The sequence below is a fragment of the Thermogutta sp. genome (assembly GCF_039793925.1).
Taxonomy (GTDB): Bacteria; Planctomycetota; Planctomycetia; order Pirellulales; family Thermoguttaceae; genus Thermogutta.
In genome coordinates this window covers 1-9236 of the sequence record NZ_JBAMME010000155.1, presented here as the reverse complement: position 1 = coordinate 9236, position 9236 = coordinate 1, and the positions used below count along the sequence as shown (strand labels likewise).

At 58.5% G+C, this 9236-nt stretch carries 8 protein-coding genes; 1 reads left to right on the top strand and 7 read right to left on the bottom strand.

What is annotated here, in order from left to right; translation table 11 throughout:
* Positions 1-497: 497 nt before the first annotated feature.
* The 5 genes from ABJK56_RS06245 to ABJK56_RS06225 form a co-directional block, all read right to left on the bottom strand.
* On the bottom strand, positions 498-812 hold the full coding sequence (locus ABJK56_RS06245; protein ID WP_347243804.1) for a hypothetical protein: 315 nt from the start codon (positions 810-812) through the stop codon (positions 498-500).
* Positions 809-1078 carry a hypothetical protein gene (locus ABJK56_RS06240; RefSeq protein WP_347243803.1) on the bottom strand — a complete coding sequence of 90 codons (270 nt, stop codon included), beginning with the start codon at positions 1076-1078 and terminating at the stop codon, positions 809-811. Before ABJK56_RS06240 ends, ABJK56_RS06245 begins: the two co-directional genes overlap by 4 nt.
* A 201-nt stretch (positions 1079-1279) precedes the next feature.
* Positions 1280-1531, bottom strand: a complete 252-nt coding sequence (locus ABJK56_RS06235) for a hypothetical protein (protein WP_347243802.1) — start codon at positions 1529-1531, stop codon at positions 1280-1282.
* Positions 1532-1715: 184 nt separating this feature from the next.
* Positions 1716-3584, bottom strand: coding sequence for a hypothetical protein (locus tag ABJK56_RS06230; protein WP_347243801.1), 1869 nt, complete (start codon positions 3582-3584; stop codon positions 1716-1718).
* A 9-nt stretch (positions 3585-3593) separates the two neighbouring features.
* Complete coding sequence (locus ABJK56_RS06225; protein WP_347243800.1) at positions 3594-6776, bottom strand: tubulin-like doman-containing protein; 3183 nt, start codon at positions 6774-6776, stop codon at positions 3594-3596.
* Between the two features lie 511 nt (positions 6777-7287).
* Here ABJK56_RS06225 and ABJK56_RS06220 point away from each other — a divergent pair.
* Positions 7288-7545 (top strand): hypothetical protein, encoded by a 258-nt coding sequence (locus ABJK56_RS06220; protein WP_347243799.1) that lies wholly within the window; start codon positions 7288-7290, stop codon positions 7543-7545.
* 127 nt (positions 7546-7672) lie between these two features.
* On the opposite strand, the gene ABJK56_RS06215 is transcribed toward ABJK56_RS06220, so the two are convergent.
* A complete protein-coding gene (locus tag ABJK56_RS06215; RefSeq protein WP_347243798.1) occupies positions 7673-8254 on the bottom strand; it encodes a DUF1286 domain-containing protein in 582 nt (193 codons plus the stop codon).
* A gap of 35 nt (positions 8255-8289) precedes the next feature.
* The gene (locus ABJK56_RS06210; RefSeq protein WP_347243797.1) at positions 8290-8640 is read right to left on the bottom strand and encodes a hypothetical protein; all 351 of its coding nucleotides are present in this window, start codon (positions 8638-8640) and stop codon (positions 8290-8292) included.
* Positions 8641-9236 lie beyond the last annotated feature (596 nt).

Below are 9236 nucleotides of genomic sequence, written 5' to 3'. Positions count from 1 at the left end.
GATTATCGTCGCTATGATCGGCGAGATGGCCCTGTGCGCGCGCTTGGACTTCGTGCCGGCGGGCGCGAACCCGCCGGCGGACATCGGGAAGTTCATCGATGCTTCGTACGTGGATGCCTTATAACGGCCGGATACGCCCTTACGTCATCAAACGCTCCATAAGAGGCGATGCCGTGCGCCTCTTCGGCGAGATGGATTCTGTCTGAACGTTGTATACTCCTGAGAGGAAATGCATATTCCGGCTGAGCCAGGAACTGGGGCCGGAATCAGAAGCAGGATGGCGCCGGGGGGGGGGAGTTGGAATGGGGAGGGCTTCATCCATCACAAGCCCCGCCAAGACGGTGCCAATTCATCACTGTCAGGCTCGGGAACGCGCGCTGCGGCCAGGTGGATCGGGTCGTGCGGAGAAAGAACTATGAACGAGGAACGGGGGATCCGGCGATGCTCTCACCAAGGATTCCGTTGAACGTGATCCAGCTGTGGGGCATCCATCGCCTTCACATATTACCGGTCAATTCCTTGGCTATCTCATCCAAAAGAGCCAGATAATCCTTCTCCAATTTTTCGTATTCGAATCTGTATTCTTCGGCTTCTTTCACGCGTTTGCTCCTGTCAAACCTGAAGATACCCTTCTTATCAGTGGCGTTGATCATGTTCTTCAAGGAGTGCAATGTCTTCAGCATCTGAGTTGCCCTTCTTATCTTGATCTGCAGGGGCATAGGGATTAATTCAAGGTTCAATCCTACCGAAAAATCAATACCGGTACGGTTCCTCAGCTCGGATAAAACATATTCCAAATATTCGTCATTCATCTGCCCCAATGGCTCATCAGATTCTGATACGCCGCTTTCATATTATTTGCCGAACCATATAGTGATATTCTCCTGTTTAGCATGTCCACGAGTAAAATCCCTTTCTTGGATATCAGCCCCTCCTCCCGGTACATTATGTTTTGTATGTCGGACATCTTTATCGATATGATATCGTCCTTCTTGGATATGAGTCCCCTCCTGGCGTAGAGTAGAAGCCTCTTGTCCGTGACTATGAGCTCGTAGGTCGAGTCCCCGAAGCTCACCATTATGTTTCTAACTAAGATGTTCTCACGGGTATCAGGTAATCCTCAAGCGGCATTGAGGACCGCATGGATGTATAAGAAGTACTACTATATAAACTTTAATTTAATAAATTATGCTTTGTTGTGTGACTAGACGAGTAACTCGCTCCCCCTGCTAGGGGAGCAGGTGAACTCGTCTCCTCACCTGTACATCGCCATCAGGAACTAGCTGGGTATCGCCGCCTTGAGCAGCAGCTCCCTCGCCGCGTTCGCGAACTTTCTGGCCATGACGTGCTCCCCGAATATCCGCTTCAGCGCGGAGAACAGTCCCTCGGCGGCCCAGCGCATGCCGTATCCGTGTGCCCTGCTCCAGCCCTCCCTCCCCAACCTCAGGACCTCCTCCACCGCCCTCTTCCTCGCATGACATCCCCTGCTCCTGGGGACGGAGTTCCTCCTCGCCCTTATGACCGGCTCCACCCCCTCTCCTCCAGGAAGCTGAGGCTGAGTTCTCCCTTGGAGTCGTAGGCTCCATCGCCAAGTCACACGCCTTCAGGGGGTCCTCGCATATTCCTGGGTATCATCACGACTTCCAACTCGAACAGACTATTCGTGCTGTCGCCGTGGGTGGTCGCCTCACCATGCCTCTTCGGCCTCAGTTCGTTCAGTTTCTCCCGGGGGTCTTCTCCTCGCGCCTCTCTCCAACGACTTCCCCGTACTTCACAAGGCCGGCGCGGATGAGCCCGTTGACGAATACCTCCACGTAGTTCATGGCGGTCTCCTTGTCCGCCAGCCCCCAGGCCTTCTTCACCTCGTCCACCAAGCTGTCCACTGACGTTTTCCTGCTGAAGGCCTCGTAGAACCAGCTCAGCGAGGGAGCCACCCTGACCCTGCCGCCCTCCGTGACGTAGACTATGAATGGGCCGTCCTTGGCGGTCCTCAGGATCTTTGCGCCGGTGAGTTTCATGCGCTTTATGTCATCGAAGCTCAGGCTCTCCGCGCCCTCGGCACCCTTCCCATCAATCACGTTCGCCAGCCCGCTCTCCAGTGCCTCATCGATACCCAGGCTCAACATGTCGAGCTCCCCGAGCGCCAAGCGCAGCGCCTCGCCCAGGCCCTCCCAGGATGAGCCTATCCCATCAAGTATCTCCTTCAACTTGACCGCGTTGAACTTGTCGGAGAAGAGCGCCAGGAACTCCTGCGAGTACATGGTCGACTTCAGTTCATATGCGATGCCCGAGGCCAGCCTCATCAGTATCTCCTTCGCGTACCAGTAGCTCCTGAGATTCGCGAGTGCCTCGGACATCGTGCGACTGTGCGTCCTCACGTCCATGTATCTGGCCACGCGCGATCCCCCGTCCACCAGCGTCCTGCGTATCCACGAGGGCGACATCGTGATGTCAATCGCCAGCGGCTTGATGAATTTCACCCCAGAGAGCGCGTCAAACCTGTCCTTGAGATCCATACCGGCCACGTGTTCGGCTATCACCTCACAGTCATCGCACTCCGAGCGTGATGACAGGACGAAGAATGGCGTGAACAGCGGATCCCCCAGGTATGCGGTCCCTCCCTGCGGGATCTTGGCGGCCGCAGCATACTCCGCCAGCATTCTGCTCAAATCGTCCCCGAGCGCGTCGATGGAGTCGCCCAGCCTGTTCCTCCTGTAGAATTCCTCCGTTATCACCGTCCCTGATCTGCTGCTGTACCTGAGCAGGAGGGCGAGGAACTCGTCCGGGTTCGCGCGGGCGGCCTTCACGACGTTCGCCCAGTTCTCGATGCCGCCTCCTTCCTCGTCGTAGACGCGCAGCTGCTCCACTTCGTAGTCTCCGCGAGGAGAGGTGAGCATCTGTATCCTCAGGGCGTAGTCCGCCAGCCTCGTCAAGCCGTCCCTGACGCTCTTCAGGTAGTTCAGGGATTGATCGCTCAGCAGGACCTCGTTCACGAACCTGAACATGCCGGATATGTCCTCGCCGAGCTCGCGCAGGTCGGAGTCGTGTCCCAGGCCGGAGCCGAAGTATGATATCACGCTCCTCATGTTGGCCAGGTATATCTCGTATAATCTCCTCATCTTCCACACGTAGGTAATGGAGGAAGTCAGCCTCTTCGGGTAATTGAGGTAGTAGTCCCTCGACTGGTATGGATTGAGGTACATTGAGCCGCACTCTATCACCCGCGGCACGTGCAATCCATAGGAGCTGATCAGGGCGCTCACCTCGTTGCACCTGTCGACGAGGATCCTGCCAGTGGCCTGGGCGACGTTCGTCGCCCTTTCCTCCATGTCCCTCGCATTCTTGTTGAATTTCTTCATATATTTCTTGAAGTCGCCGTAGTCCTTGGACCTAGACTGCAACGCGAGCAGGTCCTCGTACTCGGCCGCCAGGCTGACCATCCGCTGATTCACGGACGGGTCGAGTAGGAGCTTGGCCGCCGGGATGGAGCTCGCATCGTGTATCGCCTTCATGACGTAGCATCCGCGCTCGCTGCTGTTCTCCCTGAAAAAATCGCAGATGAACGTTCTCTGATCCTGGCTCATCTTCCTCGCCTACGCGCCCAGCGCATTGAGCACTTCCTTCAGCTGGTCCTCCATGTCGCCCACTATCTCGTCGAACTTGTCCACGTAGTTTATCATCGGCTGGATGACCCTGACCTGGAACACTACCTCCTTCTCCCTGCTCTGCTTCACGGCGTTCAACCTCTCTATCCACGTCTTCACGGACTCCTTTATCGTCTCCAAGTACTTGAACGCGGAGTCGATCTCGTCCATCACCTCGTCTATCGCCTTAGCCACGCTCTCGTTCTTGGCTATGCGGTTCGCGGCCGCCACATCCCTCACCACCTTCAGGCGCTGCAGACTCCTGTTCGTGGACACGAAGGCCTGGAGCTTCTCCAGGTCTATATTCGTGCTTCCCCTCTCCATGCTCTTCAGGGAGCTCTCCATGAAGTCCACGAGGTCGTCCAGGTCCTTCTTCAGGCTCGATATCTCGTCGTACGCCTCGGCCAGCTCGTATATGCCCCAGATGTTTATGAACTCCATGGAGGGATCGTACTCCGCCCAGAACTTCGATATTATCTTCACCGACTCGTTCGGCACGAGCCCGGACACGCGCCTCCCCACCATCTTCCCTATCATGTCGTCGAACGCGCCCGGTTCGTTGTAGAAGAGTGTGTGGTGCAACATCATGTCGATGGACCTGCTCTTGATGCTCTCATAGTCCGCCTCCAAGTACTTGAGGTCCTTCAGTATGGGCGTCTCGTCCTTCTCCCTCCTCAGTCTGTAGAGATAGATTCCAGTTATGAGCTGATACGTGGAGATCTCGTACCTCTTCGCGTCCACCTGCGCCTTCCTGAAGTCGGGGTTGGTGGTCTTGCCTGCCAGCGCGTTCCTGATGGCAGCCTCGCTCGGGAACTCCGGCACGTTGACGTTCTCGGCCGCGGACGCTATCAGCATGACTATTGTGACTATGGCCGGGCTTATCACGCTGCTCTCATTCTGGTTGAGGAGCACCTTGTTGTACTTCGACACGAACTCCCTGACGGATGAACTGTAGTGCAGCGGGACGTTTATGCGCGAATAGTCCACGTTCGCCATCGTCTGCTCCACCGATCCCACGGTGGAGGCGAGGTTCGACAGCGCGCGTTTGTACTCATCAATCCTGTCCATGCTCCGCGCTATCGAGTAGAAGCTGGAGTTCTCCCTGAACAGGACGTCCACGTTGAAGTTCTCGGGGTCGTTCAGGTTGAACATGTACTCTATGGACTTGGCGGGGGCGGACTTGAGGAACTCCTCCTCTTCCTTTATGCTCTCCCTGAACCTGTTTATCACCTGCTTCTCCAGGATCACTATGCTGTCCTCGGGGTTTCCGACCGGCGACGTCAGGGTGGCGTACTCCCTCTCCAGGTTCCCTGGCGAAAGCGGCCCGTTCTCCGAGATCTCGCTGTCCATCGCGGCGAGATCCGACGTGACCTCCTTTGCCTGAGTCGCCCACCTGTGATACACGTTCGGCATGAAGTCCCTGTACTCACCGCTCAGCCGCGTAATTTCCACCCTGAGCGCCTCGACCCTGCGCGTGTAGTCGTCTATTGCGGACCTAATGCCCTCGTTCACCTCCCTTGACAGCTCGTCATAGGACTTCTCCACCTCCGCCCTCGTTGGCAGCGCCACGTTCTTCAGCCAGGAAATCCTTGAGGCCGGGAAGTAGACGTCGTACCTGCTGAAGGTGAAGAAGGAGGCGAGAGACGACCTCATGGCCAAGGTTACCCTCTCCTTTATGTCGTTGAGATCGTATCCCTGCTGCTGCCCGCCGAGGGACTTCCCGGCTCCTGCCGAGTACTCATCCCTCTTCGCCGTCTCATAGCCAGCCACCCCCAAGTCGAATATGAACCTCGAGAGCGCGAGGGATATCTCCTCGTACACGGTCATGCTCGGCCTGTCCCCGCTTATCAGGAAGTACGCCAGGAACGGGCTGCTGAGGGGCGTGGACTCCCCCATCCTGACCTGCCCCCTGCTTATCAGGAACTGCATCTCCTTCAGCGCGGCATACGCGTTCGCGTGGAATATCGCGCCCTCCTCGGACTTGGGAAGGATGCCGAACCCGAGGAAATACGGCACCGCGGTCGTCTGCTTCAGCGCCTCCGAGAGATCCCGGGTGAAGGATATGAAGGAACCCGAGCCGGTTCCACCGCCCAGGGAATTCAGTGTTATCACGAGGAAATTCGTGTAGTGCGTATTGTTGATAAGCTGGGTCACCCTGGCGGTTATCTCGCGCATGAGCGCATCCTTCACGGTGTTGTAAGCCGCCAATCCGAGCGCCCTCCTGTTGCCCGTGCCATCTATGAGGTTGGCGTCCTGCCCGACGAGCCACGGGTTGTGAGCCACTATGTTCTCGCTGCTGAGCACGTTGAAATTGTCGTAAACGTACATCAGCTTTTCAACCGGCGTGCCCGCGTACTTCCTCTTTATCCTCGACATATTGGACTGGCTCGTGTCGAAGAACACGAACAGGTATGGGTTGTTCTTCACGTCGTCCTCTATCGCGTTCTGCGACAGCAGGTAGTCTATGAAAGACTCCAGGAGCACTGAACCGGTTCCACCCAGCCCGCACATCAGGTAGTTCACGGCCGGCCTGAAGGCCTTGGGCACCTTTGGGGAGTCGTTGAGGCCGGATATCAGTACGTTCGGGTTCTTGACCGCCACGCTGTGCAGGTAGTTCGCCCTGTCCACCTTGGACAATATCTCCTTTATCTTATCCCTGGCGCCCGCCATCCTGTCATCTATCTCGCGATACTTTCCCTTGGACTTCTCGTCCCCCTTCAGTTCCTCGAAGCCGCTCTTGACCCTCGTGTAGCGCTTCCGCAGGCCATTGAACCTCAGGTACTTCCTGATGTATGAGAACATGGGAATCAGGAAGAGGATTACGCTCACGATGGACAGGAAGAGGAGGACCCCCGCCATCGCGTACGGGGAGGAGCTGTAGTATGCCGAGTAGGTGGTGTACAGGACACCGCCTAACGGTTGCGTGAGCAGCCACAACAGGATGGTGAACACGATGTCGACGAGGAGGAAAGCCTCCTCCCTGTTCATGTACTCGTCGGTGAGAAAGTAGAATGCGACGTACATAGCTACGGAGAGGACGAGCATCGTGGTGGCGATCGACTCGCCCAGCAGGGCGTAGGTCGCCGCCGATGCAAACATTGTAGCCGTAAACAATCCAGCTACTATTGACATGCTCAGTCATCAATAGAAGATATGCTCTAAATAAGTTTTTACGAATGGATTGAGGATTGAGGATTGATGAACAGGCTATCAGTGAAGCATGTGGATCTCCGCGTTCCTCGCGGTGCCTGAACAAAATTAAAACGCATAAGTAAAATTAACTTGACCTTGACCGGGTTCGACCCCTGTAGTGCGTCGTGGCGTTACAGCCCCCGGCATTCGATCTGCGCCGCCGCGCCCGTCGCCCCAGGGGGGAGGCGACGTTCCTGTGGTGCAAATGAACTCAAAGATACTGTAATTGGCCGTGAAAGGCCGTCCGCTGCTCCGGGACCCGGTCCAGCATCATCCATCCTCAGCGGCAGAATTATCTCCGGGCAATTTTCCGACCTCTCCCCCTCCTCGCGCGCCCTGCCAATTTACTCGAAGTCCTCGCACTGAGGCACAATATATTTATAACAAGGCAATTTCTCTGTTTAGATTGATGGTCCTCCCGCCCGGCCTGCAACCGTTTGATGCTATATTGATGGCTATACTGGCGTTCATCGATGGCCTGCTCTTTGGCCTCGCGGTGAAGAAGGGCATAGTGTCATTCGTGTTGCTGATAGTCGCGATCCTGCTGGGCACCTACATCGGCATATCCCTCCCCGGGATCTCCGCCCGGGCGCTGATGTCTAGGGCCGCCTCGCTAGTTGTCCAGTGGATATCAAGCGCCCCTGCTATATTCTCCGGCGTCTCCATCCTCTTCATAATAGGGATAGCGATAGGTATCTGGAAGGGGTGACCGCGCGAGGACGGTTCAGCTCCTCAACGGGAAATCCCTTGACCATCTGCGTCGCGCTAGGTGCAGTTGACGCCAGCACGCGCCGTCGCCGACAGCTTTACATTGGCGGAGGGAGCCGGGCGCCGCCTTACGCAGGGCCCGGCGGGGCTAAGCCTTCGACCCGCACATGGCCATACCCGTGGACCGGCACCACATTGACCGCGGAGCTCATCATCGGGACGAGGGCTGCTCCCGTCATGACCAGTCCAAGGAACATGAAGAGCGCGTTCGCGACCGCGTTGTCGTAGCGCCAGTGGGCGAGGGCCCACCTGCGGCCATGGTAGTAGATGCCGCCCTCCGTCAGCGCGTCCAGCAGGAGGTGGGAGAGGCCCGCCAGTCCTCCTAGGAGGCCGGCCAGGAGGACGAAGAGGGGGCCCGCAGTCGGTTGGGTTCCGAGCCAGGAGGCGAGCGACGGCACGAGCACCAGAACTGCCGCCACGGGCAGTATCCCGAGGGCGACCCCCACGCCGACCGCGCCCGGCACCGAGTGAGTGACTGCGGTGCGTCTGGGGATTCCGCCCCGCACCTCGTGGCCGCCGTGGTCAATTAGCCAGTTCACGAGGATCCCCAGCCATATGGCCGTCGAGAGCCGAACTGCCGGTGGAAGGATGGGGCGGGCGGCGAGCGCCACCATTCCTATCGTGAATATGTAGTGGGTCGCAAGTTTCACGATGCCAGGTGCGCTTCCCGACTTAAAAATCACTCCTATATGATTCGGATATGAGCGAGATCGCGTGTGCGGTGCGCCTCATCGCCCCCGCACCCCCGAGGCGGTGGCCGCACATCTACGAGCTCCGCTCCGTCAACCTGAGCCTCCTCCCAGAGCAGGAGGCCCGCGCCGTGCTGGAGAACTTCGCCGCGACGCTGAACGCGCTCACCGCGCCGGCGGAGATCCGGGTCGCCGAGGACAGGTGCGCGGTCGTGCTGGGCAACAAGCTCTACGTGATATCGTACAAGCGGTTCTTCGTGGCATCGCAGGAGCCACTGGAGGACGTGCTGTCGGTCGCCGGCCTCAAGGTTCGTGAAGGTCCCCTCGGTGCCGGAGCTCAAGCTCACTGCGGACGCGCCGCGCTTCGCGGTGAACGAGGAAGGGATGTTCGTGCGCGTCTACACGCTCACGGGGCTCGCGCCGTTGTGGCACGCGGGCTGGCTGACGGATCTCCACCCCTACCTGCACGAGGCCCGCATCTCCCTCCGCCCGCTGGAGGACGGGCGCGGTGAGGCGGTGCGCCACTACCGCTCGCTCGCCGCCGCCGTGGAGCTCAGGATGCGCGAGGGGCGCCACGTGGACCCCGAGCGCGCCATGGAGCTGGAGGCGGCGCGCGCCGTCGCGTCGGGGATCTCCCTCTCCCCCTCAGGTAGCGCCACAGGGCAACCCGGGAGACGCCGAGCGCCCGGGAGAGCTCGACCGTTCCCATCCTCTCCCTCAGGGCCGAGAGGATCGCGCGCCGGGCGTCCCTCCCCAAGGCCGAGACGTCGACATCCTCGCGCCAGTCGCGTGTATTTTCATTGTTATTTCCGGAAGTATGCATGCGCGTGTTACCGACTCCCACGCGTGATCGGTAACATGGATCGAGTATATGGTTTTTCACGCGTGGATGGCGGGCCCGCCGGGATTCGAACCCGGGGCTTCAGGCTCCGCAGGCCTGCGC